Genomic DNA, 25,604 nt, shown 5'->3' on the forward strand with positions numbered 1-25,604 from the left:
CTGTGGGGTGCGGCCCCGCAGAACGGGAACGATCAGACCTCGACAGCGGCTTTCGCGCGGGACTCGCGGATCCTCGCATCGCGGGCGGCGATTCCGGGCTCGTTCTCGCGGAACAGCGAGTACAGCGGAGCAGCCACGAACAGGGTCGAGTACGTCGCGACGAGGATGCCGACGAAGATCGAGAGCGAGATGTCGGTGAGCGACTCCGCACCGAGCCAGAAGGCGCCGATGAAGAGGACGGCACCGACGGGAAGCGCAGCCACGACCGAGGTGTTGATCGAGCGTACGAGCGTCTGGTTGACCGCGAGGTTGACCGATTCGCCGAAGAGCCGCGCGGACTTCTCGCCATCTTCGGTGGTGTTCTCCCTGATCTTGTCGAACACGACTGTCGTGTCGTAGAGGGAGTACGCGAGGATCGTCAGGAAGCCGATCACGGCCGCAGGCGAGATCTCGAAGCCGGCCAGCGCATAGACGCCGACGGTGATGACGAGAACGTCGAGGAGGCCGATGATCGCCGCTGCCGACATCTTCCACGTGCGGAAGTAGATCGCGAGGATCAGGAAGGTCAGGGCGAGGAAGATCGCGAGACCCCAGAGCGACTGCTTGGTGACGTTCTCACCCCACGCCGGGCCGATGAACGACGAGGTGACGCTGTCGGGCTCGACGCCGTACGCCTCGGCGAGGGCGTTGGAGACCTGCTGGGTCTCGGCCGCGCTCATCTGGTCGGTCTGGACGCGGATGTTGGTCTCGTTGATGACGACCACCTTGGTGGCAGCGTCAGGCACGACCGACTGCACGGCATCCGTCGCCGTCTGCTGATCGGTGCTGTCCGGAGCCTGCACCGTGAACTGCGAACCGCCCGTGAACTCGATCGAGAACTGGATCGGACGGATCAGCGGCACCAGAGCCGAACCCACCACCAGGACGATCGCGATGATGAACCAGAGTCGACGCTTCCCGACGAACGGGAAGGACGTCTTGCCCGTGTAGAGGTTGTTTCCGAACTCGTTCATGGAAGCCATCACGCGTCCCCCTCACTTCCGGTGCTGGTGGATCTGTCACCGGCGAGTGCTTCGGCGCGTTTGCGCTCTGCGATGGTCTGACGGCGTTCGGCTTCGCCCTTGGCTCTGGCGTTCTTCGCGCCTCGTCCGGCGGTCGCGGTCGACACCTGGCGGAACTGCGAGCGGCTGCGGTAGACGGCACCGAGCGACTCGGGATCGAGGCCGGAGAGCTTGTGTCCGCCGCCGAAGAACTTCGTGCGGGCGAGAAGCTGCATCACGGGGTGGGTGAAGATCACGAAGATGAACACGTCGATCAACGTCGTGAGGCCGAGCGTGAACGCGAAGCCCTTCACCGTGGCATCGGCCAGGATGTAGAGCACGACCGCGGCGAGGATGTTGATCGACTTCGAGATGTAGATCGTGCGCTTGGCGCGACCCCAGCCGTCTTCGACCGCCGCGGTGATCGACTTGCCGTCGCGCAGCTCGTCTCGGATTCTCTCGAAGTAGACGATGAACGAGTCGGCGGTGAATCCGATCGACACGATCAGACCGGCGACGCCGGCGAGCGACAGGCGGAACCCGAGTCTCCACGCCAGGATGCAGATGATGATGTAGGTCAGCACGGCCATCACCGCGATCGATGCGATGATCACCGACCCGAGAGCCCGGTAGACGATGAGCGAGTAGATCGCGACGAGCGCCAGACCGATCAGACCGGCGATGAGACCGATCTGCAGCTGCTGTGTTCCGAGAGTCGCCGAGATCGTGTCGGAGCTCTGCACGGTGAAGCTCAGAGGCAGTGCACCGAACTTCAGCTGGTCGGCGAGAGTGGTCGCCGTCTCCTGGGTGAAATCGCCGGAGATGCTCGGGCGGCCGTCGAGGATCTGCCCGTTCATACGCGGAGCGCTGATCACGGAGCCGTCGAGGACGAACGCGAACTGGTCGCGAGGCGAGAGCTCGTTGATGCGGTTCTGGTTGAGGCGGGTGCTGACCTTGCCGAACGCGTCAGCGCCATCGGCGTTCATGGTCAGCTGTACGAGCCAGGCGCCCGACTTCGGGTCGCGGCCGGCGGTCGCGTCGGTGATCGCATCACCCGTGAGCTCTGTCGGTCCGAGAAGGTACTTGGCCTGGCCGGACGGATCGCAGGCGATCAGTGGCTGGTCCTTGGGAGCGCTCGACGGGTCGTTCTCGGGGTTCGCGCAGTCGTAGGCCTGGAACTCCGCGGCCAGCTTGTCGCTGACCCACGACAGGTCGCTCGCGTCGGTCGGCGTGGCCGTCGGCGTCGCGTTCAGCGAGTCGTCCGGAGTCGGATACGCGGTTTCGTTGCCGTCCTCACCCACGTACGTGTTCGTGCCCGCGGTGGTGGCGAGGACAGGACGGAACTCGAGCTGCGCGCTGGACTGGATGCGCTCGCGCGTCTGCTCGTCGGCGACACCCGGGATCTGGACGACGATGTTGCGGCCGCCCTCGGTCGTGATGTCGGCCTCGGCTACACCGGAGGCGTCGACACGCTGCCGGATGATCGCCGCGGCCTGATCGAGCTGCTCGCTCGACGGAGCCGCACCGTCTTCGGTCTCGGCACTGAGCACGATCTGCGTTCCACCCTGCAGGTCGAGCGCGAGCTCCGGAGTCCACGAGCTCTTCTCGAAGACGTGCACGCCCAGCGCGTTGATGCCGAACAGGACGCCCGTCACCAGGAGCAGGCCCAGAAGGACCCGCCAGGCGTGACGGACCGGGGAGGAAGTGGCCACGTGTGATCAGCTTTCTACGATGCCGGAGTGCCGAGAGTGTGAAGCGGCGAGGGCTTACTTGTCGTCGGCGTCGCGCTCGAGGCGACGCCGGGTCTCCTCGGGAGTCTCGATGGCCGGTGCGTCCTCTGCGAGGGGCGTCTCGTCGACGACGACCACGCCGTCGTCGAGGCCGTCGACGACGGCGTCCTTCGGTTCGACGATGCGGAGGATCGCCTGGCTGTGGACCTCGATGACCGTACCGGGGGCGATCTCGACCAGAGCGGGCGAGTCGAGGTCGTCGTGGTCATAGGCCACGATCGTTCCGTAGATGCCGCCCTGAAGGAGCACCTTCACGCCGGGAACCGTCTTGGTCGCCTTCTCTTCCTGTTCCGCCTTCATCTGCTTCTGACGCTTGCGTCCGTTGACGAACATGAAGACGACGAGCACGGCGAGAAGGCCGAAGAGGAGGATTTCCATGGGCATGGTGGCAAAGGGCCTTTCTCAGGTGCGCGCACCAGAAGACGGGCGCGCAGTTTCATCGGGGGAAGTCTTCAGCGATTATAGGTCATCAAGACGAAGCGCCCCGTCCGGATGCGGCACGCCGAGGTGCGCGTACGCCTCCGGCATGGCCACGCGGCCCCGGGGCGTACGCCCGAGGAATCCGATCCGCACGAGGTACGGTTCCACGACGCTCTCCACGGTCTCGGCCTCTTCGCCGACCGCCACGGCCAGCGTGCTCAGACCGACCGGGCCGCCACGGAATCGGCGCACGAGGGATTCGAGCACGGCCCGATCGAGCCTGTCGAGGCCGATCGGATCGACGTCGTACAGCTCGAGGGCCGCCCTCACGCCCTCGAGCGTCGCCGCTCCTCCCCCGTGCACGAGTGCGTAGTCACGCACTCGTCGCAGAAGGCGGTTGGCGATCCTGGGGGTGCCTCGTGAGCGACGGGCGATCTCCGACAGCGAGTCGCGGGGAAGGTCGACCCCCAGGACCAGCGCCGAGCGGGCGATGACCTGCTCGAGCTCCGGTTCGTCGTAGAACTCGAGATGCCCCGTGAACCCGAACCGATCACGAAGCGGATTGGGCAGCAGGCCCGAACGCGTGGTGGCGCCGACGAGCGTGAACGGAGCGAGATCCAACGGGATGCTCGTCGCACCGGCGCCCTTCCCCACCATGATGTCGATTCGGAAGTCCTCCATGGCGAGGTACAGCATCTCCTCGGCAGAGCGCGCCATGCGGTGGATCTCGTCGATGAACAGCACCTCGCCCGGCACGAGGCTCGACAGGAGGGCTGCGAGGTCGCCGGCGTGCTGGATCGCCGGGCCGCTCGACAGGCGCAGCGGGCGTTCGCTCTCATGCGCCACGATCATGGCCAGCGTCGTCTTACCGAGACCCGGGGGGCCCGCGAGCAGGATGTGATCGGGAGGCCGGTTCTGGATGCGTGCCGCGTCGAGCAGCAGCTGCAGCTGACCGCGCACCTTCTGCTGCCCGACGAACTCCCCGAGACTCGTGGGGCGCAGGGCACCTTCGATCGCGAGTTCCGTGTCGTCGGTGGGTTCCGTGGCGTCGAGAGCGTCAGACACGCGCCGGCCCCAGGAGTGCGAGAGTGCGACGCAGCAGCGGCGCGACGCTTGCGCGCTCGGCGTCGGTCGCCTCGGCCGCCGTCTGCGCCGCCGCCTCGGCGGCGACCTTCTCGGACCAGCCGAGTCCGACGAGCGCCGCGGCGACCTGATCGACCACGTCGACAGGACCGCTGGATACCTGCTTGGACGGCGCCCCGACCGGGTGCACCTTGCCCGCGAGCTGCAGCACGATGAGCTTGGCCGTCTTCGGGCCGATACCCGAGACGCGGCGGAACGGCGCATCGTCTTCGGCGGTCACGGCGTCGGCGATCTGGTCGACCGTGAGGTGCGACAGCACACCGAGCGCGGACTTCGGTCCGACCCCGGTCACGCTGATCAGCAGACCGAAGATCTCCAGTTCGCTGCGGTCGGCGAAACCGAAGAGCGACAGCGAGTCCTCACGCACGATCAGGCTCGTGTGAAGAAGGATCTTCTCGCCGACCGTCGCCGTGTGCGCGACATCCGCGGGAACGGCGACCGAGAACCCGACGCCGCCGACGTCGACGATGACCTGATCGGCGGTCGAATGGAGGACGGCGCCGTGCAGCGAGGAGATCATCTCCTCAGCCTACGCACCCGGTCGTATATATGTTCGAGCGACACGCTCCGCGTCAGCCCAGGCGCGTTGGGCGGGCGTGAGCGCCCCCTGCCCCGGCGCTCCGGTGGCCCCACGACGCCAGGCATGGCACAGGGCGATGGCGAGGGCATCCGCGGCGTCGGCCGGCTGCGGAGGAGCATCCAGACGCAGGATGCGCGCGATCATCGACTGCACCTGCCGCTTGTCCGCCGAGCCGTAGCCGGTGACGGCCGCCTTCACCTCGCTCGGTGTGTGGGTGGCGGCGGGCAGACCGGCCTCCGCCGCGAGCAGCAGTGCCACGCCGCTCGCCTGTGCGGTGCCCATCACGGTGTGGGTGTTCTGCTGAGCGAACACACGCTCGACGGCCACCGCATCCGGGTTGTGCGCCTCGATGACCTCGCGGATGCCGGCGGCGACGAGCGCGAGCCTCTCACCGATCGGCAGATCTGGTGCCGATCGGATCACCCCGACGTGCACGAGCGTGCCGCGGCGCGAACCGTCGACGTCGACCACCCCGACACCGCAGCGGGTGAGGCCGGGGTCGATGCCGAGCACGCGCAGCGAGGAGGTCACTCCCCCAGGCTATTCGCCGTCATCGAGTCCGGACGCTCGCCGCGCCTACGCGTCGTCGTTCTCGAGCTCAGCCTGCACGTCTGCGGACAGATCGAAGTTCGTGAAGACGTTCTGCACGTCCTCGCTGTCTTCGAGGGCGTCGATCAGGCGGAAGATCTTGCGCGCGGTGTCGGCGTCGATCTCGACCTTGAGGTTCGGCACGAACTCGACGTCGGCCGACTCGTAGTCGATGCCGGCCTCCTGCAGAGCGCTGCGGACGGTCACGAGGTCGGTCGCCTCGGTGATGATCTCGAAGCCTTCCGCGTGCGGCTCGATCTCCTCGGCACCCGCTTCGAGAGCGGCCATCATGACGTCGTCCTCGGTGGTTCCCTCGGAGCCCACCACGATGACGCCCTTGCGGCTGAAGTTGTAGGCGACGCTGCCGGGGTCGGCGAGCGTGCCGCCGTTACGGCTGAGTGCCGTGCGCACCTCGGCCGCTGCGCGGTTCTTGTTGTCGGTCAGACACTCGATCATCATCGCGACGCCGTTGGGTCCGTAGCCCTCGTACATGATCGAGGTGTACTCGACGGCTTCGCCGCCGATGCCCGCTCCGCGCTTCACCGCGCGGTCGATGTTGTCCTTCGGGACCGAGGTCTTCTTCGCCTTCTGCACGGCGTCGAACAGCGTCGGGTTGCCCTGCAGATCGGCCCCGCCGAGCTTGGCCGCGACCTCGATGTTCTTGATGAGCTTGGCCCAGGACTTGGCGCGCCTGGAGTCGATGATGGCCTTCTTGTGCTTCGTGGTGGCCCACTTGGAATGCCCGGACATAAGTCTCCGCTCGTCGTATCCGCCCGTGGGCTCGGCCCAGGGCATCGTCCATTCTATCGAACCATGCGGTCGGCCCGTGGATGCACCCGGGTCGAGATCTCGTCCGATGCCCACGCTGTGCCCCTGGCGTGACGCGGATCACGGGTGTAGTCCTGACTCATGGACGAGAGAGTCGACGACGACAGGGCCCGCGGACTCGACGCCGCACACGAGGCCGCACTCCGATTCCTGGACTCGCTCGACGACCGCCCCGTGTGGCCGCGCGCGACCCTCGACGACATGCTCACCGCCTTCGGCGGGCCTCTGCCCGATGACGGATGCGATGCAGTCGACGTGATCGAGGAGATCGCGTCACGGGCAGACCCCGGACTGGTCGCGATACCGGGCGGGCGCTTCTACGGCTTCGTGATCGGTGGCACTCATCCCGCGGCACTCGCGGCCGACTGGCTGGTGTCGGCATGGGATCAGAACTCCGGCTCGGCGAGTCTCACCCCGACGACCGTCGCCATGGAGCGCGTCGCGGGCCAGTGGATGCTCGATCTGCTCGATCTTCCGGACACATCCAGCGTCGGGTTCGTCACCGGGGGCCAGATGGCCAACTTCACCTGTCTGGCGACGGCGAGGAACGCCGTCCTCGCCCGCGCAGGCTGGGACCTCGCCGAGCGAGGCCTGCGTGGATCTCCTCCCCTCCGGTTCGTGGTCGGTGCGGACCGCCACGGATCGATCGACCGCGCCGCCCGATTCCTCGGCATAGGGCGGGCCGATCTGACGGTCATCGAGTCGGACGACCACGGACGGATGCGACCGGATGCCCTGCGCGCTGCTCTCGCTGACCTTTCGGGGCCGCTCATCGTGTGCCTCCAGGCCGGCGAAGTGCACACCGGCGCCTTCGACGACTTCACCTCCCTCATCCCGATCGCGCACGAGCACGGTGCCTGGGTGCACGTCGACGGCGCGTTCGGGCTCTGGGCCGCGGCATCCGCATCTCTGCGGTCCCTCACCGCGGGTATGGATCTGGCCGACTCGTGGGCGACCGACGCGCACAAGACCCTCAACGTGCCGTACGACTGCGGCATGGCGATCGTCCGCGACCCCGCCGACTCGATCGCCGCGTTCCGCACCGGCGGCGACTATCTGATCTATACGAGCCTCGATCCGTGGGACGTCACCCCCGAGCTCTCCCGCCGCGCACGCGGGGTGCCCGCATGGGCTGCGCTGCGGAGCCTCGGGCGCAACGGCGTCGCGAGTCTCATGGACCGGCTCCACGACAACGCGGTGGCGATGGCGGAAGGACTCGCGTCGATCGAGGGAATCGACGTGGTGAACGAGGTCGTCTACACGCAGGTCATGTTCCGTCTCGCCTCCGACGACGCCACCCGCGACCTGGGCGCCGCGATCCTCGCAGAGGGAACCGCGGCCGTCACCGGCGCCGAGTGGCGTGGCCGTTCGGCCCTGCGCTGTTCGATGTCGTCCTGGGTGACGACGCAGCACGACATCGACCGCACGCTCGACGCGATCCGGGGGCTCGTGGCGGGGTGAGGGCGCGTACCGAGGTCAGCGCCGGTTCACGCGTCTTCGGCCGGCAGACCCACCTTCGGCCTCGCCCACGAGCGACCGCGCGTGTCCTTGAGGATGTCGTACTCCACGTCGACGTGCGGCTCGATCGCGCTGTACTTGTCGTTCGGCGCACCGATCACGAGCTGGAAGCCGAGCCCGCGCCATGCACCGATCGCACGCTTGGTGAAGTGCGCGTCCGCCTTGATCAAGGCCTCATCCATGAACACCGGTGCGTATCTCGGACGCGCCGCACCGGCATCCCCGAGCTGGTACCGCAGGGCGGCACCCACGATGAACGCGACGAGCTCCTGCGACTCACCGCCCGACTTCTCGCCGATGTGGTCGTAGAGGGCGACGTGTTCCCGCGTGACGGCGTGCACCCGCTCGGCGCTGACACGGACGTGGTTGCGCACGTCGATGAGTTCGGCGAAGTCCGGTGCCGTCCGACGCATGCGTCCGATCAGACGACTCATCCTGCGATAGACGTTCTCGCGCTCGGCATCCGTCGCCGCGGCGTCGATCAGCCCCCGCACCTCGCGCAGCTCCCTGCGGAACCGCCTGCGCGCCTCCGACTGGTTCTCGCGCGGGGAGATCTGCAACCGGTGGTCGTCGTCGTAGAACGGCAGCTCTTCCATGATCCGGTTGATCGGATCGATGCGGTTCTTGATCTCGCGCAGTGATCGGCTGAGTGTCGAGTCCAGGCTCGTGAGGTCGTTGCCCGACAGCTTGAGCAGACTGTCGCGCCATTCGGCCTCCAGCTCATGCAGGCCGTTCGTCTGCAGCGCGTCGAGGATCGCCTCGAACTCGGCGACCGATTCGTCGGGGTCGGGCAGGATCGTGAGCGTGTCCCAGCGCTCGAGGAAGCCGGTCATCAGGCGGCGCATCTGCTCGCGCTGCTCGGCGTGCGAAGACGCAGCGGCCGTCCGGTCTTCGAGGAGCCGTGCCGCCGCGGTCCGCAGCGCGGAGTCCAGATGGGCGAGTCGTTCGGATGCCGTCACGCTCACCGCCGCGTCCGCGCCGAGGAAGCGGGCGTCGAGGAAGGCACGGTGCCGCTCCTCGAGAGCGATGTCCGTCGCCTCCGCCGCATCGATGACGCGCTGGCATGCGTCGACCTGATCGGTGACGTCCACCCAGCGATCCTGGGCGAGCGCGAGCTCGCCGCCGAGACGTGCGCTCTCATCTCGCAGCCGAGCCGCACGGTGTCGAAGCTCGTCCGCCTGCGAACGCATCTCGGCGATCTGCGGGTTCTCGTCCGTGACCTCCGCCTCGACCGACAGCCAGCGCTGTCTCTCAGCTGAGACGGCCTCGACGTCGATCTGCTCCCAGGTGAGATCCTCGATCTTCGCGCGCGCCTTCGCGGTGGTGTCCAGCCGGTCGAGGCGACGCTCGGCGTCTGCCGCGTCCGCGGCGGTGACGTCGCGGCGTGCTTCGAGCTCGGCGATCTGCACGTCGAGCTCACGGAGTCGACGTGCATTCGAGAACCCGAGCATGTTCGCTCGCCCGTGACCGCCGTGGGATCCCCGGTCTCCCTGAGAGACCTGGCCCGCGAGGGTCAGCGCGCGCGGATGCGCCGAGAGTTCGGCGGACGAGTCGACGCACACGTACGCGAAGCGCTCCTGAAGCCGCTGCTGGAGCCATCCCGTGAACGGTGTCGATCGGAGATCGAGGCGCGCGGGAAGCGTACGCGGATCCGACGTGCGGGTCTCGGACAGTCCCGTCTGCACGCCCTCATAGCTGATCCGATCGGGCGTCCTGACGGATTCGATGGCTGCGCGGAATCGCCCCAGATGGGCGACGTCGACGAGCAGAGTCCTGGCGAAGCCTCCGAGCGCGAGATTGAAGGCCTCACGCCACGGCTCGAACTCGGTGCGCACCTCGACGAGCTCTCCGACGAAGGGCAGGTCGTCGGCGGAGAGTCCGGCGGCTCGGGCGAGCTCCGCCCGCGATTCGTGCAGGTGGGCGGGGACGCTTCCCCGCAGCTCCTCGGTCCGGTCGCGTTCGGTGCGCAGCTGCGCGAGTTCACGTTCCGCCGACCGACGGGCGGACTCGGCCTCGGCGAAGTCGGCGCGTGCACCGCGAAGTCCGTCTTCCGGAAGTTCGGCACGGACACGGGCGAGCAGACTCTCGAAGTCCGCCGCGCTCTGCACCTCGGCGCCGAGGTCGCGCACCACGGTGTCGAAACGATCCCGCTCCCGCCGGACGTCGTCGAGTCGGCGCTCGACCGCACGCAGTTCGCGCTGTGCCGTCTCGAGCCGGTCGCCCCCGGACTGTCGCAGGACATCGAGAAGGCCTTCGCGTTCGAGCTCGGCGGCCGCCACGAGGGCGTGCTTCTCGCGCACGGCGAGCTGCAGCGACTGGGTCCGGTCGCGCAACTCCCCCTCGACCTCGCGAAGCAGGTCGAGGCGACGCTCCGCACTCCACAGCGACGCGAGCGAGGATGCCTCCGAGAAGACCCCGACCTCGTCGACGACCCGCACCCGCTCCGCCGCCGCATCGATGCGCTGCGAGATGCCGCGGATCGGCTCCAGGGCCGCGACCTGCTGCTTGGCGACCAGCATGCGGGTTCGCGTGCTCTCGAGCTCGTCGAAGTGTGCGACCACGGCATCGGCGGTCGTCATGGTCTCGGGCTCCTCGAGCACGAGCTTCTTGTACAGATCGTCGACCGTCGTGATCTGTTGGCCGGCCTGGATGCGGGCGAGCAGACTGATCGCCTTCGCACCCGAACCGGCTGCGCCGATGCCGAGAACTGCGTGCAGGCGTGCTGAGAACTCCCGGTCGGTCGCCACCGGTTCGAGGCCCATCGAACGGGCCGCCGCGTCGCTGAGTCGATGCGTCGCCGCGTGTTCGAGACGCGAGAGGTCGAACGCGCCGTCGATCGTCGCCCGGAGCCGCGTCGTGTCGTCGAGGGTTCGGGCATCGGCAGGGATGTACCAGCCTCGGATCGCGGTGAATCGCGAACCGTCGTGGTCGAGCCAGGTCATGGAGACTGCGCTCCAGGTGTCCTCGCCGTCACCGCGCAGCACTCGGAGCTTCGTGCCCTCGTCCGTGCGCGACTCGTCGATCTTGCCGCGACCGTAGGAGAGGATGTTGCGCTGCTCCTCGCCGCGCGGGCGTCCGGTCACTCCGCCGTTGGATGCCCCGTTGAACGGCGTGGTGTGCGGCATCATCAGCGCGATGTAACCGTCCATCAGCGTCGATTTCCCCGAACCGGATCCCCCGCACAGCAGAGTCGCGTCCGGTGAGAACCGCACACGGTGCGGCCCGCCGTCGTAGCCGCCCCAGTTGATGAGCTGCAGTTCCTCGGCGACCCACTGCTGGCCGCGGGAGCTCGCGGGGATCATCCCGAAGAGCGTGTCCATCATCGTCATCGCGCCACCACCGCCTGGGCTCGCAGCCACTCCCGCAGCTCCTTGAGCGTCTCCGCACTCAGCACCACCTCGACGAGAGCGGTGATCCGATACCTTCCGCTCGTCTCCTCCTGCACGATGCCTTCTCGATCCAACCGGTCGAGCGCGCTGCGGATCGCCCGCTGCTGCTTCGCGGTGCCGCCGTCGACGTCCGCGAAGTAGCTGAGCACCGTCTGCTCGATGTCCTCGATGTCGATGCGCACCGATGCCTCCCCGGCGGCGGACTCCCGCTGATACACGGTTCGCAGATGCACGAGTACGAGGGTCTCCGCCCGGGAGTACGGGGCATCCTTCAGCAGCACGGGCATGTCGATCTCGTCGGAGCGGAGCTGCTGCTTGTAGGCGAATCCACGGGCGTGATCGATGACCAGTCGCAGATAGATGTCGTTGAGACGGGATTCGACCACATGCTGGTGGTCGAGCAGCAGCGCCCACTCACGGCGATTGCGCTCAGCCGAGATGAACCGACGCTGCAGCAGGTGCACTAGCACGCGTCGGATCTCGGGATCGAGAGTGCCGCGATCTCCCGGGAAGTGCTCCTCGAGATCCTGCTCCATCGCCGTCGGGGCGATGAACGGGTCGCTCACGCCGACCGCGGCGAGGTCTTCGTCAGTCATCTGCATCCTCTTTCGTGCTGCGGGCGATCACGGAACCGAAGGCGAAGCGGCGAGTCGTCCCGTCAGGGCGCAGCGCCTCGACGGTGGAGATCCCGTCGCCCTCTGTGAGGCCATTGCGGTGAGCGAGCTCGAGAAGCCCCAGCAGGTCGACGGGGCGCCGCGTGGCGTCGGGAATGTGTCGGAACGCCTCCGCGAGGTCGAACTCCTCATCGAGCCCTGCCACGTACTCCTCGAGTTCGGCGTAGCGCGGCCCGCCCCACGCGCGGGTGTCGTGATCGACGAAGTCGACGTCGTCGGCATCCGTGAGCGGCGCGGGCGCGCGCGGAGGACGGATGTCGCTCGTGGTCTGGCGCAGGTGCCCCAGATCGATCAGCGGCATGCTGCGCACAGGATCCACGTGTGCGGCAGTGCCCGACCAGCCGTGCAGTCCGGCGATCACGTCGCGCAGAAGGTCATCGATCTGGCGGTCGCGCAGCGGATCATGGGTCTTCACCTGCCCCGTGATCACGTGCGAGGCGCGCCGCTGCGCGGCCAGCACCTCTTCGACTCCGAGTTCGACGCGTCGGCCGACGGCGTCGAGCTCGGCGCGCTGAGAGCTGTCGAGGAGACGCGCGAACGGCTGGCTGAGGAGTCCGCTGAGCTGCTCGGTGAGGGCGTCGATGCGGTCAGGGTCTCCGATCAGGCGCAGAGCACCCGCGAACGCCCGCCCCTCCGCAGTCGACTGCATGACGTCCTGCGCGCGCTGCAGGTACTCGCGGAGCACCTCGCCGGTCGGCCGTTCGTCCCGGCGGAGGTGGGCGACGACATCCCGCTGCATGGCCTTGAGCGATTCGGCGACACGGGTGAAATCCGCGGGCAGCTCGCGTGCGAGGTGCAGGACGTTCTCCGCCTCCTCGAGGAGCTCGTCGTCGTCGAGCGGGTCTGCGCGCCCTGATTCCTCGACGCGCGAGATCTCGGCGTCGAGGAGGTCGCGCTCCGCATGGAGCCGAGCGAGACGGCGCACGGGGTCGGCCTCGGCGCTGTCCGAGAGGTGTTCGACGGCATCGAGCAGTGTGCGGACGCGGGAGTTCGACACTCGGGTGCGCCCTCCGCCGGTGCGACCGGAGATCTCCAGCGCCTCGACCGCGTGGGCCGAGAGACGGTAGACCTCGACCTCGTCGTCGATCTGCTGCACGAGCCAGCCGAGCCGAACCCAGTTGCGGCAGACGTCCCTGCCACTCCCCGACGGGATCCTGCGGTCGTCCTCGTCACCGGCGGCGCGGAGCTCGTCCATGACCTCGGCGAGCTCCGCATGCGCGTCGGCGATGGGCACGGACGCACGGTCGGCGGTGAACAGGATCGTGAGCGCTGCCACGACGAAAGGTGCGAACCGTCCGTGCAGGAGATCCAGGGTGGGTGTGCTGAAGGCGGCGACGGCGCGCGAGTACGCGGCTTCTGCTCGGGATCCAGTCACCCGATCGAGAGTAGTCGCGACGCCGTGCTCGTGCCGCCATGCCGTGGCCCCCGGGCGGGTCGGACGCGATGACCGTCACGCCGAGCGGACGTGGTCACTCACGTGCGCGAGGAACCGCGCGTGGAACCGAGTCTCACCGTCGACCTCCGGATGGAAGCTCGTTCCGAGCAGCCGCCCCTGCTCGACGGCGACGATTCCGCCATCGGGCAGCGTGGCGAGCACCTCGACGGGAGCTCCCGTGCGTTCGACGATCGGTGCGCGGATGAAGGTCGCGCGCACCGGCTGCTGCCCGAGCACCGGAACATCGAGTTCGGTCTCGAAGGACTCGGTCTGCCGGCCGAACGCGTTGCGCCGCACCGCGATGTCCATGCCGCCGAAGGACTGCTGCCCCTCGATGCCGTCCAGCACCTCGTCGGCCAGAAGGATCAGACCCGCGCAGGTGCCGTAGACCGGAAGCCCCGCAGCGATCGCAGCCCGGATCGGCTGCTGCATGCCGAAGGCGCGGGACAGCTTGTCGATCACGCTGGACTCCCCACCGGGGATCACGAGACCGTCGACGGCCGCGAGTTCTTCCGGCCGGCGCACCAGCGCCACCTCAGCGCCGAGCCCGCGGAGCAGGGCGGCGTGCTCGCGCACGTCGCCCTGCAGCGCCAGGACTCCGACCCGTGGGTTACCAGCCACGCTCGGCCAGGCGGTGCGGTGCGGGAAGATCCGAGACGTTGATGCCGACCATCGCCTCACCGAGTCCGCGCGAGACCTCGGCGATCACCTTCGCGTCGTCGAAGAACGTCGTCGCCTTGACGATCGCCTTCGCGCGTTCCGCAGGGTTGCCCGACTTGAAGATTCCGGAGCCGACGAAGACGCCGTCGGCGCCGAGCTGCATCATCATCGCGGCGTCGGCCGGAGTGGCGACGCCACCCGCGACGAACAGCACGACCGGGAGCGTGCCGGTCTCGGCGATCTCGGCGACCAGCTCATACGGGGCCTGCAGCTCCTTCGCGGCGACGAACAGCTCGTCCTTCGGAAGGGCGGTGAGCGCCGCGATCTCACCGCGGATCTTGCGGATGTGCTTCATCGCCTCTGAGACGTCGCCTGTTCCGGCCTCGCCCTTCGAGCGGATCATCGCCGCCCCCTCGTTGATGCGGCGGAGCGCCTCACCGAGGTTGGTGGCGCCGCAGACGAACGGCACGGTGAAGCCGAACTTGTCGATGTGGTTCACGTAGTCGGCGGGCGAGAGGACCTCGGACTCGTCGATGTAGTCGACGCCGAGCTCCTGCAGCACCTGCGCCTCGACGAAGTGGCCGATGCGAGCCTTGGCCATCACGGGGATGGACACCGCGTCGATGATGCTGTCGATCATGTCGGGGTCGCTCATGCGCGAGACACCGCCCTGGGCCCGGATGTCCGCGGGAACCCGCTCGAGTGCCATGACTGCGACCGCGCCGGCATCCTCGGCGATCTTCGCCTGGTCGGCCGTGACCACGTCCATGATCACACCGCCCTTGAGCATCTCGGCGAGACCGCGCTTGACGCGGGAGGATCCGGTGGTGGGCTGTTCGGTCATGAGAGCTCCTGTCGGGGAAGCACGATGTGCATGAGTGTGTCGAACGATGTCTCGTTTGATCTAGGCCAAACAGTATCACTGTCCACGACGACCTAGAATCGGTGAAGAGGACACATGAGCGACCAGATCACCGGAACGACCGCAGCCGACATCTCGGACAGCGTGCGCGACCTGCGCGACCGCGGAGTCCTGCGACCGGGCAGCGCGCTTCCCCCCGTGCGCGAACTCGCCACGACTCTCGGCGTGAACCGCAACACAGCTGTCGCCGCGTACCGTCAGCTCGCGCAGGCCGGAATCGTCATCTCGCGAGGGCGGGCAGGCACCGTCATCACGGGTCACGAGTCCGTCGCGCAGGAGGGCTACGCCTCAGACACCGTGCTGCGGGATGTCGGCACGGGCAACCCTGACCCTCGCCTGATTCCCGATCCGTCCGCGGCTCTCGCGACGGTCGCCGGTCGTCCCGTGCTGTACGGCGAGCCCGTCATCGACCGCGGCCTCGACGAGTGGGCGCGCGAGTGGATCTCGCAGGACCTCGATCACGTCGACTTCGGCATCACCGTCACCAGCGGCGCGGTCGATGCGGTCGAGCGTCTGCTCGCGCAGGCGCTCATGCGCGACGACGCCGTCGCGCTGGAGGACCCCTGCTTCCTGGCCAGCATCCACACGGTCCGCCTGGGCGGCTATCGTGCCGTTCCCGTGCCCGTCGACGATCAGGGGATGACGGTCGACGGTCTTCGCGCCGCACTGGACGCCGGCGTCCGGGCCGTGATCTGCACCCCCCGCGCGCAGAACCCGACCGGGGCGAGCCTCACCGCCACCCGGGCCGCGGAGCTCCGCGCCGTGCTCGTCGACCACCCGTACGTCCTGATCATCGAAGACGATCACTTCTCGATGCTGTCGCAGCGCCCGTACGAGTCGCTGATCGGCCCCGAGCATCGCCGCTACGCGCTCGTGCGCTCCGTGTCGAAATTCCTCGGACCCGACATGTGCCTCGCCATCGCGGCCACGGATGCCGCCACGGCCGAGCGGCTCGCGATGAGGTTGAGCCCGGGCACCACCTGGGTCAGCCATCTGCTGCAGCGTCTCACGCTCACGCAGCTCACCGACGATTCGGTGCTCTCACGGATCGCCGACGCTCGCGAGCACTACGCCGCGCGGAACGCGGCCTTCGCATCGCGTCTGCGCGAACAGGGCCTCGACTCCCCCGTCACCGACGGGCTGAGCCTGTGGATCGAGTTGCCGAAGCCCGCGCGCCTCGTCGCCGAGAGGCTCATGCGCCGTGGGTGGCTGGCACGCACCGGCGACGACTTCGCCCTCGATGAGCGCGCCGATCCCTCGCGCCACCTGCGTCTCACGGTGCACGACCTGTCCGAAGAGGATGCGGAGACGCTCGTCGCCGACCTCGTCTCGGCCGCACGATGACCCACCGCACGATGACCCACCGCCGCGGGAGCACTCCCGCCCTGAATGAAAGGATCGGGGAATGAAGGTCCTCTCCATCCAGTCCGCCGTCGCGTACGGACATGTCGGAAACTCCGCCGCGGTCTTCCCGTTGCAGCGCATCGGTGTCGAGGTTCTTCCGGTCTACACCGTGAACTTCTCGAACCACACCGGGTACGGCGCCTGGCGCGGCCCGATGATCGATCCGAACGACGTGCGCGAGGTCCTCACGGGCATCGAGGAGCGCGGCGTGTTCGGTGAGATCGACGCCGTGCTCAGCGGCTACCAGGGCGGCGAGGGCATCGGAGACGTGATCATCGACGCCGTCGTCCGCGTCAAGGCCGCGAACCCTGACGCGGTCTACGCGTGCGACCCGGTGATGGGCAACGCCAAGTCGGGATGCTTCGTCGCACCGGCGATCCCGATCCTGCTGCGTGAGAAGGTCGTGCCCGCAGCCGACATCATCACCCCGAACCAGTTCGAACTCGGCTTCCTCACCGGGACCGAGCCTGACACGCTGGAGTCCACGCTGGCCTCGGTCGACCTGGCGATGGCCATGGGACCCCGCACCGTGCTCGTCACGAGCGTCGAGCGCCCGGACCGCGAAGAGGGCACGATCGAGATGCTCGTCGCCGACTCGGCGGGTGCCTGGATCGTGCAGACGCCTCGCCTCCCGATGAAGGCCAACGGCTCGGGCGACGTCACGGCAGCGCTCTTCACCGCGCACTACGTCGAGACGGGCGACGCCAATACGGCGCTCGAACGCACCGCATCCAGCGTGTTCGACCTGCTCGCCGCGACTCTCGAGTCCGGTGCGCGCGAACTGCAGCTCGTGGAGGCGCAGGAGTTCTACGCGAACCCGCGGATGCAGTTCACCGCACGCCAGGTGCGCTGAACCGCCGCTCTACGGCGTCGGCCAGGCGTTCGCCACAGCTTCTCGCACTTCGCCGAGCAGCTGAGGCAGCGCCTTGGTCTTCGCGATGATCGGGAAGAAATTGGCGTCCGACGTCCACCGCGGCACGATGTGCTGGTGCAGGTGGCCGTCGACGCCGGCACCGGCGACGGCACCCTGATTCATCCCGAGGTTGAAGCCGTCGCACCGCGAGACCTCGCGGAGGACCCTCATGCCGATCTGGGTCAGCGCCCCGATCTCGGCGACCTCCTCGGGCGTGGCCTGGTCGTACGTGCCGATGTGGCGGTACGGGCAGACCAGAAGGTGTCCGGAGTTGTACGGGAACAGGTTGAGCAGTACGTAGGCCGTCTCACCCCGCGCGACGATCAGCCGTTCGGCATCCGGGAACTTCGGAGCCTCGCAGAACGGGCACTCCTCGCGCAACGGCTCGGGGCCCGCCTGGATGTACGCCATCCGGTGCGGGGTCCACAGCCGCTGGAACTCGTCGGGGACGCCGGCGAACTCACCGGCGTCCTCCCACGGCTCCGAGGGCGTCACGCCAGATCCCCTGCTGTCTGCACGAGCGTGTGCGCATCGATCGCGGCACGGATGCGCGACACGGCATCGGCGATCGGCACGCCGTTCTCCTGCGTTCCGTCGCGGTAGCGGAACGAGACGGTGCCCGCATCGCGGTCCTTCTCGCCCGCGATCAGCAGCAGCGGGACCTTGCCTGTCGTGTGCGTGCGGATCTTCTTCTGCATCCGGTCGTCGGACGTGTCGAGCTCGGCGCGCACACCCTGCGTGCGCAGCGTGTCGACGACCTCTCCGAGGTAGTCGGCGAAGTCGTCGGCGACGGGGATGCCCACGACCTGAACCGGAGACAGCCAGACCGGGAAGTCGCCGGCGTAGTGCTCGAGGAGGATCGCGAAGAAGCGCTCGATCGAGCCGAACAGCGCCCGGTGGATCATGATCGGACGCTTCTTCTGTCCGTCCTTGTCCATGAACTCGAGCTCGAATCGCTCAGGCAGGTTGGGGTCGACCTGCACGGTCGAGAGCTGCCAGGTGCGGCCGATCGCGTCGCGTGTCTTCAGGTCGATCTTCGGGCCGTAGAAGGCCGCCTCGCCGGGGACCTCGGTCAGCTTCAGACCGGATGCCAGGGCGACACGACGCAGAGCATCCGTCGACGACTCCCAGAACTCCTCTGAGCCGATCCACTTGGACTTCTCGTCATCCTTCATCGACAGCTCGAGCTCGAAGTCGGTGAGACCGAAGTCGCGGAGCATCGAGAGGATGAACTCCAGGACCTTCGCGACCTCGCCCTCGAGCTGGTCGGGCGTGACGAACAGGTGCGAGTCGTCCTGGGTGAAGCCGCGCACACGGGTGAGGCCGTGCAACGCACCGGAGAGCTCGTTGCGGTACACGGTGCCGTTCTCGGCGAACCGCAGCGGCAGGTCGCGGTAGCTGCGCGCACGCTCCTTGTAGATCAGGATGTGCATCGGGCAGTTCATGGGCTTCAGGTAGTAGTCCTGGCCCTGCTTGGTGATGTTGCCCTCGTCGTCGCGCTCCTCGTCCATGACGATCGGCGGGTACATGCCCTCCTTGTACGTGACGAGGTGGTTCGAGGTGAGGAAGAGGTCTTCCTTCGAGATGTGCGGCGTGTACACATAGGTGTAGCCGCCCTCGATGTGGCGTTTGCGCGCGTGCTGCTCCATCTCGCCGCGCACGACTCCGCCGCGAGGGTGCCAGACCGAGAGCCCCGAGCCGATCTCCTCGGGGAACGAGAACAGGTCGAGTTCCTTGCCCAGGCGCCGGTGGTCGCGCTTGGCGGCCTCCTCGAGACGGTGCTGGTACTCGCGCAGCTCGTCCTTCGACGGCCACGCCGTGCCGTAGATGCGCTGCAGCTGCGGGTTCTTCTCGCTGCCGCGCCAGTAGGCGGCGGCGATGCGGGTGAGATCCCAGCCGTTGCCGATCATCCGCGTGTTGGGCAGGTGCGGGCCTCGGCAGAGATCCTTCCAGACGACCTCGCCGTCACGGGTCGTGTTGTCGTAGATCGTCAGCTCGCCCTCGCCGACCTCGACCGATGCGCCCTCGGCTGCTTCCTTGCCACCCTTGAGTCCGATGAGCTCGAGCTTGAACGGCTCGTCGGCGAGCTCTGCCCGCGCTTCGTCATCGGTGACGACGCGACGCACGAAGCGCTGTCCCTCACGGACGATGCGCTGCATCTCCTTCGTGATGGCCTTGATGTCTTCCGGCGTGAACGGGGTCTCGACACCGAAGTCGTAGTAGAAGCCGTCGGTGATGGGCGGGCCGATGCCGAGGTTGGCCTGGGGGTTGATCCGCTGCACCGCCTGCGCGAGCACATGCGCCGCCGAGTGACGGAGGATGTTGAGTCCGTCGGGGCTGTCGATCGTGACTGGCTCGACCTCGTCGGCATCCGTCACTGTCGCGGCGAGGTCCTTGAGGGTTCCGTTGACGCGCATCGCGACGACTGAACGGTCAGAGAACAGGGCGAAGCCGTCTTTCGGCTGAGCATTTTCAGGCACTGCACACTCCATCTGGGTCTGGATCTAGGCTACTCGCATGCCCGGCGGCTGCTGACCGCTACGACACGCTCTCCGTCGCGGTGTTCGCCGCCGTCGGCGCGAGGATGATGATCGCCGCGCCGACCAGCGCGATCGCGGATCCGACCCAGTCCCAGAGCGTCGGCTTGAAGCCGTCGACGATGATCCCCCACGCCAGGGATCCGGCGATGAACACGCCACCGTATGACGCCAGCACACGCCCGAAGTTCGCGTCGGGCTGGAGCGCCGCGATGAACCCGTAGGCGCCGAGCGCCATGACACCGAGCACGGCGAAGACCCATCCCCTGTTCTCCTTGACCGCCTGCCAGATGAGCCAGGCTCCGCCGATCTCGGCGACGGCGGCGAGCACGAAGAGGATGCTGATGCGCAGGACGGTCATGCACCCAGTGTGGCAAAGACCCGGAAGCCGGGGGTCAGCCGCCGGGTGTCACCAGCCCGGACTCGTAGGCGAGGATCACCAGCTGCGCCCGGTCGCGCGCCGCGACCTTCGCCATGATCCGGTTCACGTGGGTCTTCGCCGTGTGGGGCGAGATCGTGAGACGGTCGGCGATGTCGTGATTCGTCAGCCCTTCGGCGACGAGCTCGAGAACCTCGCGCTCGCGCGGTGTCAGCGGAGCGAGCACGGCGTCCCAGCGCTCCGAGGGCGGCACGGCTCCGGGGCGGAGCGAACGTTCGATCAGCGCCCGGGTCGCGGACGACGAGAGCAGCGCGTCACCCCGGTGCACGGTGCGCACGGCCCGGACGATCTCCTCCGGCTCAGCACCCTTTCCGATGAAACCGCTCGCACCCGCTCGGAGCGCGGCGACGACGTTCTCGTCCTCCTCGAACGTCGTGAGGATCAGCACTCGGGTGCGGTCGTCTGCGCCGGCATCCGCGCAGATGAGCGCCGTCGCGGCGATGCCGTCGAGCTCGGGCATCCTGATGTCCATGAGCACGACGTCCGGCGCCGTCTCGGCGGCCGCGCGCACCGCATCGCGTCCGTTCGACGCTTCACCGACGACGACGAGACCGCCGTCGACGAGGATGTCCCGCACGGCATGCCGCACGAGAGGCTGGTCGTCGACCACGAGCACCGAGATCGTCATGAGCTCGTGTCGGCCGCGGTCGGGATCCACGCCTCGAGGGAGAAGACTCCGCCCTCGCTGCCGAAGTGCACGGCGCCTCCGACGGCGGCGATGCGTTCCTGCAGCCCTCGCAGGCCGTTGCCGACCGCGGGCGGCGACGACTCGGTCGCGGTCGGGTTCACGATCGTCAGGTGCACCGCCGCACCTTCGGCGCGGATCGCCACCGTCGCCGTGCCGCCGCGCCCGTGCTTGTGCGCGTTGGTGAGAGCTTCGTGCAGCACCAGATAGGCGACGTGATCGCCACCCGGCGACAGAGCGATCTCGCGGCGTCCGCGCCGCAGATCGACGCGGAGCCCCGCACCGCGGAAACCGCTGAGGAGCGCGTCCAGATCGGACAGCCCCCGCTGCGGGCGGAGCTCGGCTTCGTCGTCCGAGCCGTCGGAGCCGTCGGCGCGGAGGAGCGTCAGGAGTCCGCCGATGTCGGCGAGAACCGTCCGTGAGGCGCTGCGCACGGTCGTCAGCGCCTCACGTGCGCGCTCGGGTCGGGTCTCGAGAGACGAGGATGCGACGCCCGCGTTCAGGCTGATGACCGCGATCTGATGCGCGACGACGTCGTGCAGGTCACGGGCGATCCGCACTCTGTCCTCGGCGACCCGTCTGCGCGCCTCGTCGTCGCGGCTCCGCTCGGCCCGCTCGGCGCGCTCGGTCATCGCCGTCGCGAACTCCCGGCGCGACCGGGCAGTGTCGCCCAGCGCTCCGCCCAGGACGATGAGCAGGACGAACTGCAGAGCCGTCGAGTCGAAGAGGTCACCCCCGAGAGCCCACCCGTTCGCGAGGACGGCGACCACGACCGACACGCCGAGGGCGAGCAGGCCGATGCGGCGTCCGAGACGATCGAGCACCGCGAAGCAGGAGATCGCGACGGCGAGGAGCGCACTCGGGGAGATCGACCCCGCGGCGGCGACGGCGACCACGCACGCCAGGCTGACACCGAGGGAGGCGAGCGGCCACCTGCGCCGGAACGGCACGACCACGGCCGGCGCGAGGCCCGGGATGAGAAGCAGCCCGTCGCCGCGGAAGGTCTCGTCGGGGAACGGGAGGACGGCGAAGATCACGATCAGCGCGACCGCGAGGACATCGCTCATCCGGAACCCGTCTCGGGAGGTACGGGTGGTCGGCATGCATCCAGTATTTCGTGTCGGCGTGCGCTTCGGATCCGCCCGGCGGATGACTCCCGCATACCGCGAACGCGGTACCGAGGTGTCTGCGGCGGACTGACGCGCCCGTGGAGTTCACGATCCAGTCTGGGAGGACAGGCGTGCACCACCCTTCGACACCCGTGTGCGCCGGGAAGGCCATGATGCGCAGATCCCTCAGAAGAGCCCTCGTCGTCGGCGGGGCCATCGGCACCGTGCTGGCGGTCGGGCTGACGACCACGACCGTGGTGAACGCCGTATCCACAGAGACGGAGAAGAACCGTATCGAGACCTACGGTCAGACGGTGAGCGTCGACGGGCGGGCGATGAACGTGGTCGTCGCCGGCGAGGGCGAGCAGGACGTCGTGCTGCTCCCCGGGTTCGGCACGGCGTCTCCCGCCCTCGATTTCGAGCCTCTGATCTCGCAGCTCGCGCGGGATCACCGCGTCATCGTGGTCGAGCCGTTCGGCTACGGTCTCAGCGACGGCACCGACAGCGAGCGGACGACCGACAACATCGTGGATGAGATCCACCAGGCGCTGCAGTCGCTCCACGTCGACCGCTACGTGTTGATGGGGCACTCGATCGCAGGGCTCTACGCGATCGAGTACACGAACAGGTACGCCGACGAGGTGACGGCATTCGTCGGGATCGACACCAGCGTGCCGGGGCAGCCGAACATGGACACGGTCTTCCCCACCGGCCTGTTGGCCGCAGCGAAGAACCTCGGCCTGATCCGCCTGGTCTCCAGCGCAGCCGGAGACGGTCTCGACGGCCTCGCCTACGACGACCGCACGCGCGAGCAGATGTCGCTTTTCAGCAACCGGAACTCCCTCAGCCCGACCTATCTCGACGAGATGACGCACATCAGGACCAACTTCGCGGATGCCGCGGGCACCGAGTTCCCCGCCGGACTCCCTCTCCTGCTGTTCGTGGTGGCCGACAACGCCGGCAATCCGGACTGGATCGACCTTCACGAACGTCAGGCGGCGACGGTCGACGACGGAACCGTCATCCCCCTCGACGGCGAGCACTACCTGCATCACACGCACGCACCCGAGATCGCCGACGGGTTCCTGCAGTGGGAGGCCGACCGTCTCCTCGACGCCGACTGACCCGGCGCGACGCGCCTCGGTGAACCGGGAGTCAGCGGGTGCATCGGGGTAGCGTGAGCGGATGATCAGAGCACTGGCGCGTTGGATCCTCGCACTCGCACTGGGTGCGATCGGCATCGTCCACTTCGTGAGCACCCGCGGCTTCCGGGTCGTCGTGCCGGACTGGGCCACGAAGGCCACGCGTCTCGACAAGGACGCGATCGTGATCGCCTCGGGCGCCGCCGAGGTCGCGCTCGCGGCCGGACTCCTCGTGCTGCCGAAGGAGCGACGACGCATCGGAATCGCGACCGCCGCGTTCTTCGTGGCCGTGCTCCCCGGGAACGTGCACCAGTGGCGCACGCATCGTTCGACTCCCGGTCTCGACACCGAGGCGCGGCGCTTCGGCCGGCTGTTCCTCCAGCCGCTGCTCGTGCTGTGGGCCCTGTGGGCGACTGCTCCCGATCCTCTCCCGGCGGGCCGCCGGCGGCCTAGCCGCTGAGACAGACGGCACGCAACCCCTGCCCGCCGATTCCGCCGCGCGGGCGAGAATGGAGCCATGGCTTCCCCCTCGATCGTGTGGCTCCGTGACGACCTCCGCCTCGCCGACAACCCGGCCCTGCGGGCAGCGATCGATCGAGATGAGCCGATCGTCGTGCTCTACGTGCTCGATGAGGAGTCCCCCGGCATCCGCCCGCTCGGTGGCGCCGCACGCTGGTGGCTGCATCACTCGCTCACCTCGCTCCGAGAGCGACTCCTCGAGATCGGGGCCACGTTGACCCTGCGCCGCGGACCCGCCGCACGCGTCGTCCGCGAGGCCGTCGCGGACGCGGGGGCGACAGCCGTGTTCTGGAACCGTCGCTACGGGGGCGCGGAACGCGAGATCGACGCCGCCCTGAAGACGTCTCTCCGCGAAGGCGGCCTCGAGGTGGCATCCTTCGCCGGTTCCCTGCTGCACGAGCCGTGGACGGTCAAGACCGGAGGCGGCACCCACTTCTCCGTCTTCACGCCGTTCTGGCGCGCATGCCTCGCGCTCCCCGCGCCCCGTGCACCGCTCCCCGCGCCCCGGAGTCTCGACGGGATGTCGCCTGCCCCCGCATCCGACGATCTCGACGACTGGGATCTTCTGCCGACGAGTCCGGATTGGGCGGGCGGACTGCGCGAGACCTGGGAGCCGGGTGAGCCCGCGGCACGAGCCCGTCTGCGCGCCTTCCTTCAGGACGACATCGGCGCGTACGACAGAGCGCGGGACGAGCCGTCCGCCGGCGCCACCGCCCTGCTCTCGCCCCGTCTGCGCTGGGGCGAGCTGAGCCCGTTCACCGTCTGGCACGAAGCGGTCGACGCGCACGGAGCCGCGGGCTTCCTGTCGGAGCTGGGCTGGCGCGAGTTCGCGTGGCACACCGTGTTCCACTCCCCCGATCTGGCGACCGTGAACCTTCGCCGTCAGTTCGACGCGTTCCCGTGGCCGCCCCTCGACACGCACCATCTCGAGGCGTGGCAGCGCGGCGACACCGGCGTGCCTCTGGTGGATGCCGGAATGCGCGAGCTGTGGCACACCGGTTTCATGCACAACCGCGTGCGGATGGTCACCGCGTCGTTCCTCGTCAAGAACCTCCTGATCGACTGGCGGCGCGGCGAGGAGTGGTTCTGGGACACGCTGGTCGACGCCGACGGCGCGAGCAACCCGTTCAACTGGCAGTGGGTCGCCGGGTCGGGTGCCGACGCCGCGCCGTACTTCCGCGTCTTCAACCCGGAGCTGCAGGCCAAGAAGTTCGACCCCCACAGGCTGTACATCTCGGAGTGGGCATCGGATGCTCCGACAGAGCCGATCGTGGACCTCGCCGCCACGCGCAAGGCCGCGCTCGACGCCTATGACGTCGTCAAGCGCTCCTCACGACAGGACGCATGATCGCGGCACAGGCCGCTCAGGAGGCGTAGCGCTCCACGCGCAGCACGCAATCGAGCGCCTCGTCCTCCACGGCGACCGTGGTCTCCCAGTCGGCGCTCGCCCCGGCGGCGATCGGCTCGACATCGACCTGCGTCAGCGACCGTGTGTCGCCGCCCTGGGTCAGAAGCGACACGTAGATCCGGTACGACGCGTCCGCATCGCTCGAATTCGTGACGGATCCGGCGACCTCCCAGTGGTCGCCGGCGAGCTCGCAGGTCTTGACCTCGGCATCCGCGAGCGCCCCCTCGAGCCCCTCTCCGGAGCCGGGCGTGTCCTGGATGTCCGTGATCCCGGCCTCGGCGGGTTCCGTCGCTGTCGGCGTCGGCTTCGGGTCCGGTGCCGAGTCGGTGCATCCGGCGAGCACCAGGCCGAGAGTCACGGCGATGCCGGCCACGACGACCCCCTTGGTCGCCGTACGGCGTCCTGCGGTGGACGGGGTGGTTGAGCTCGAGTTCAGCATCGTGTCGCCTTTCAGTACGGAT

The 25,604-nt window shown here is 68.3% G+C and carries 24 protein-coding genes; 6 read left to right on the forward strand and 18 right to left on the reverse strand.

Features of this window, described 5'->3' with window-relative positions:
• Window positions 1-32 precede the first annotated feature (32 nt).
• From secF to JOF42_RS11620, 7 genes are all read right to left on the reverse strand, one after another.
• On the reverse strand, window positions 33-1,022 hold the full coding sequence (gene secF / locus JOF42_RS11590) for a protein translocase subunit SecF (protein WP_210097993.1): 990 nt from the start codon (window positions 1,020-1,022) through the stop codon (window positions 33-35).
• The gene (gene secD / locus JOF42_RS11595) at window positions 1,022-2,752 is read right to left on the reverse strand and encodes a protein translocase subunit SecD (protein WP_210097994.1); all 1,731 of its coding nucleotides are present in this window, start codon (window positions 2,750-2,752) and stop codon (window positions 1,022-1,024) included. Before secD ends, secF begins: the two co-directional genes overlap by 1 nt.
• Window positions 2,753-2,806: 54 nt before the next feature.
• Window positions 2,807-3,208 (reverse strand): preprotein translocase subunit YajC, encoded by a 402-nt coding sequence (locus JOF42_RS11600; RefSeq protein ID WP_210097995.1) that lies wholly within the window; start codon window positions 3,206-3,208, stop codon window positions 2,807-2,809.
• Window positions 3,209-3,289: 81 nt separating this feature from the next.
• Window positions 3,290-4,315 carry a Holliday junction branch migration DNA helicase RuvB gene (gene ruvB, locus JOF42_RS11605; protein ID WP_210097996.1) on the reverse strand — a complete coding sequence of 342 codons (1,026 nt, stop codon included), beginning with the start codon at window positions 4,313-4,315 and terminating at the stop codon, window positions 3,290-3,292.
• Window positions 4,308-4,913, reverse strand: coding sequence for a Holliday junction branch migration protein RuvA (ruvA, locus tag JOF42_RS11610; protein ID WP_210097997.1), 606 nt, complete (start codon window positions 4,911-4,913; stop codon window positions 4,308-4,310). Before ruvA ends, ruvB begins: the two co-directional genes overlap by 8 nt.
• Window positions 4,914-4,922: 9 nt before the next feature.
• Window positions 4,923-5,504, reverse strand: a complete 582-nt coding sequence (gene ruvC / locus JOF42_RS11615; RefSeq protein ID WP_210097998.1) for a crossover junction endodeoxyribonuclease RuvC — start codon at window positions 5,502-5,504, stop codon at window positions 4,923-4,925.
• A gap of 45 nt (window positions 5,505-5,549) precedes the next feature.
• Complete coding sequence (locus JOF42_RS11620) at window positions 5,550-6,311, reverse strand: YebC/PmpR family DNA-binding transcriptional regulator (protein WP_210099181.1); 762 nt, start codon at window positions 6,309-6,311, stop codon at window positions 5,550-5,552.
• Between the two features lie 159 nt (window positions 6,312-6,470).
• Between JOF42_RS11620 and JOF42_RS11625 the strand changes: the two genes are divergently transcribed.
• Window positions 6,471-7,850 carry a pyridoxal phosphate-dependent decarboxylase family protein gene (locus JOF42_RS11625; RefSeq protein ID WP_210097999.1) on the forward strand — a complete coding sequence of 460 codons (1,380 nt, stop codon included), beginning with the start codon at window positions 6,471-6,473 and terminating at the stop codon, window positions 7,848-7,850.
• 26 nt (window positions 7,851-7,876) lie between these two features.
• Here the strand turns inward: JOF42_RS11625 and JOF42_RS11630 are convergent, their stop codons facing one another.
• From JOF42_RS11630 to pdxS, 5 genes are all read right to left on the reverse strand, one after another.
• A complete protein-coding gene (locus JOF42_RS11630) occupies window positions 7,877-11,236 on the reverse strand; it encodes an ATP-binding protein (RefSeq protein ID WP_210099182.1) in 3,360 nt (1,119 codons plus the stop codon).
• Complete coding sequence (locus JOF42_RS11635; RefSeq protein WP_210098000.1) at window positions 11,233-11,892, reverse strand: DUF4194 domain-containing protein; 660 nt, start codon at window positions 11,890-11,892, stop codon at window positions 11,233-11,235. Before JOF42_RS11635 ends, JOF42_RS11630 begins: the two co-directional genes overlap by 4 nt.
• On the reverse strand, window positions 11,885-13,345 hold the full coding sequence (locus JOF42_RS11640) for a DUF3375 domain-containing protein (RefSeq protein ID WP_210098001.1): 1,461 nt from the start codon (window positions 13,343-13,345) through the stop codon (window positions 11,885-11,887). The genes JOF42_RS11635 and JOF42_RS11640 overlap by 8 nt, the downstream gene beginning before the upstream one ends.
• 75 nt (window positions 13,346-13,420) lie before the next feature.
• Entirely contained in the window at window positions 13,421-14,026 is a 606-nt protein-coding gene (gene pdxT / locus JOF42_RS11645; protein WP_210098002.1) for a pyridoxal 5'-phosphate synthase glutaminase subunit PdxT, read from the reverse strand.
• Window positions 14,016-14,909 (reverse strand): pyridoxal 5'-phosphate synthase lyase subunit PdxS, encoded by an 894-nt coding sequence (pdxS, locus tag JOF42_RS11650; RefSeq protein WP_210098003.1) that lies wholly within the window; start codon window positions 14,907-14,909, stop codon window positions 14,016-14,018. The genes pdxT and pdxS overlap by 11 nt, the downstream gene beginning before the upstream one ends.
• A gap of 114 nt (window positions 14,910-15,023) precedes the next feature.
• On the opposite strand from pdxS, the gene JOF42_RS11655 reads away from it, so the two are divergent.
• Together JOF42_RS11655 and pdxY are read left to right on the forward strand one after the other, a co-directional pair.
• Window positions 15,024-16,331 (forward strand): aminotransferase class I/II-fold pyridoxal phosphate-dependent enzyme, encoded by a 1,308-nt coding sequence (locus JOF42_RS11655; RefSeq protein ID WP_210098004.1) that lies wholly within the window; start codon window positions 15,024-15,026, stop codon window positions 16,329-16,331.
• Window positions 16,332-16,392: 61 nt separating this feature from the next.
• The gene (pdxY, locus tag JOF42_RS11660; RefSeq protein ID WP_210098005.1) at window positions 16,393-17,244 is read left to right on the forward strand and encodes a pyridoxal kinase PdxY; all 852 of its coding nucleotides are present in this window, start codon (window positions 16,393-16,395) and stop codon (window positions 17,242-17,244) included.
• 9 nt (window positions 17,245-17,253) lie between these two features.
• Here pdxY and JOF42_RS11665 read toward each other — a convergent pair whose 3' ends face one another.
• From JOF42_RS11665 to JOF42_RS11685, 5 genes are all read right to left on the reverse strand, one after another.
• Entirely contained in the window at window positions 17,254-17,799 is a 546-nt protein-coding gene (locus JOF42_RS11665; RefSeq protein ID WP_210098006.1) for an HIT family protein, read from the reverse strand.
• The gene (gene thrS, locus JOF42_RS11670) at window positions 17,796-19,721 is read right to left on the reverse strand and encodes a threonine--tRNA ligase (RefSeq protein WP_245341210.1); all 1,926 of its coding nucleotides are present in this window, start codon (window positions 19,719-19,721) and stop codon (window positions 17,796-17,798) included. The genes JOF42_RS11665 and thrS overlap by 4 nt, the downstream gene beginning before the upstream one ends.
• A 121-nt stretch (window positions 19,722-19,842) precedes the next feature.
• Window positions 19,843-20,202 carry a YnfA family protein gene (locus JOF42_RS11675; RefSeq protein ID WP_210098008.1) on the reverse strand — a complete coding sequence of 120 codons (360 nt, stop codon included), beginning with the start codon at window positions 20,200-20,202 and terminating at the stop codon, window positions 19,843-19,845.
• A gap of 34 nt (window positions 20,203-20,236) precedes the next feature.
• Window positions 20,237-20,908, reverse strand: a complete 672-nt coding sequence (locus tag JOF42_RS11680) for a response regulator (RefSeq protein WP_210099183.1) — start codon at window positions 20,906-20,908, stop codon at window positions 20,237-20,239.
• Window positions 20,905-22,068: a sensor histidine kinase gene (locus tag JOF42_RS11685; RefSeq protein WP_210098009.1), complete on the reverse strand. Its 1,164-nt coding sequence runs from the start codon at window positions 22,066-22,068 to the stop codon at window positions 20,905-20,907. Before JOF42_RS11685 ends, JOF42_RS11680 begins: the two co-directional genes overlap by 4 nt.
• 179 nt (window positions 22,069-22,247) lie before the next feature.
• Between JOF42_RS11685 and JOF42_RS11690 the strand changes: the two genes are divergently transcribed.
• The 3 genes from JOF42_RS11690 (at window position 22,248) to JOF42_RS11700 (ending at window position 25,083) form a co-directional block, all read left to right on the forward strand.
• Entirely contained in the window at window positions 22,248-23,198 is a 951-nt protein-coding gene (locus tag JOF42_RS11690) for an alpha/beta hydrolase (RefSeq protein WP_210098010.1), read from the forward strand.
• A 61-nt stretch (window positions 23,199-23,259) separates the two neighbouring features.
• A complete protein-coding gene (locus JOF42_RS11695) occupies window positions 23,260-23,676 on the forward strand; it encodes a DoxX family protein (RefSeq protein ID WP_210098011.1) in 417 nt (138 codons plus the stop codon).
• 57 nt (window positions 23,677-23,733) lie between these two features.
• Entirely contained in the window at window positions 23,734-25,083 is a 1,350-nt protein-coding gene (locus JOF42_RS11700) for a cryptochrome/photolyase family protein (RefSeq protein WP_210098012.1), read from the forward strand.
• 16 nt (window positions 25,084-25,099) lie between these two features.
• On the opposite strand, the gene JOF42_RS11705 is transcribed toward JOF42_RS11700, so the two are convergent.
• Window positions 25,100-25,582 (reverse strand): hypothetical protein, encoded by a 483-nt coding sequence (locus JOF42_RS11705; RefSeq protein ID WP_245340791.1) that lies wholly within the window; start codon window positions 25,580-25,582, stop codon window positions 25,100-25,102.
• Between the last annotated feature and the right edge of the window lie 22 nt (window positions 25,583-25,604).

The organism is Microbacterium phyllosphaerae (genome assembly GCF_017876435.1).
Lineage (GTDB): Bacteria > Actinomycetota > Actinomycetes > Actinomycetales > Microbacteriaceae > Microbacterium > Microbacterium phyllosphaerae.